This window comes from Mesorhizobium sp. M1E.F.Ca.ET.063.01.1.1, assembly GCF_003998155.1.
GTDB lineage: Bacteria > Pseudomonadota > Alphaproteobacteria > Rhizobiales > Rhizobiaceae > Mesorhizobium.
In genome coordinates, this window is sequence record NZ_RZSC01001254.1 from 1 (window position 1) to 1,024 (window position 1,024).

At 65.1% G+C, this 1,024-nt stretch carries 1 protein-coding gene and 1 other RNA gene; one reads left to right on the forward strand and one right to left on the reverse strand.

The annotated features are described in order from the left end of the window. An RNA gene (gene rnpB, locus EOA29_RS37705) (RNase P RNA component class A) lies at positions 1–227 on the forward strand; the annotation flags it as partial. 25 nt (positions 228–252) lie between these two features. Here the strand turns inward: rnpB and EOA29_RS37710 are convergent. Continuing rightward, on the reverse strand, positions 253–1,024 hold a 772-nt coding region (locus EOA29_RS37710), incomplete at its 5' end, for a PLP-dependent transferase (RefSeq protein ID WP_127222474.1).

Below are 1,024 nucleotides of genomic sequence, written 5' to 3' on the forward strand. Positions count from 1 at the left end.
GAGCCCACCGCGCGACTGGCAACAGGAGCGGCACGGCAAACCCCACCGGGAGCAAGACCGAATAGGGGCGGTGCGAGGGGAAACCTTCGAGGGCTGTTTCCGGCCCACCGCCCGGGTAGGTTGCGTGAGGCGCATGGCGACATGCGCCCAAGATGAATGGCCGCCACGTTCTCGCGCCGAAAGGCGCGAGGGCCATACAGAACCCGGCTTACAGGCCAGCTGGCATTTTCCTACAATGGTCTTGGCGGCGCGCTATGGGCCGAGATGATCCAAAGACGCCTCGATCGCCTGCCAGAGTTCCTCGACCGGCTCGCAGCCGATCGACAGCCGCACGAAGCCGGGCGGCACGGCGTCGCCGCGCTTCGAGCGGCGTTCGGCCGAGCTGTGCACGCCGCCGAATGACGTCGCCGATTCAATCAACGCGCAATTGTCGATGAAAGCCTCTGCAGTCTCTTCCGAGGCGAGTTCGAACGAGATGAGGAAGCCGAAGCGCTCCATCTGGGCGCGAGCCAGATTGTGCGAGGCATCTCCCTCCAGACCCGGAAAGCGCAAGCCGCTTACGGCGCGATGCGCCTTGAGACGACGGGCGATCGTTTCGGCCGACGAGCACATGCGATCGAAGCGCACCTCGAGTGTTTCGAGGCCGCGATGCACGAGCCAGGCCTCGAACGGGCCGGGAATGCCGCCGGCCGTCTCGCGCCAATCCTTCACTTTCGCGACGATGTCCGGATTGCGGCTGGCGACATGGCCGAAGAGCACATCCGAATGACCATTGATCGCCTTGGTGTCGGCCGAGACGACGATGTCGGCGCCGAGATCGAGCGGGCGCTGGCCGAACGGCGTCATCGTCGTGTTGTCGACGACAAGGATCGCGCCTTGCTCGCGGGCCGCCTGGGCGACGGGGGCGATGTCGCAGATGTCGAGCCGCGGATTGGACGGGGTCTCGACAAAGACCAGTCGGTAGCCAGCGAAACCGCCGTCCAGAATGCTTGATGTCGGCCTAACGTCATAGGTGACCCCAAGC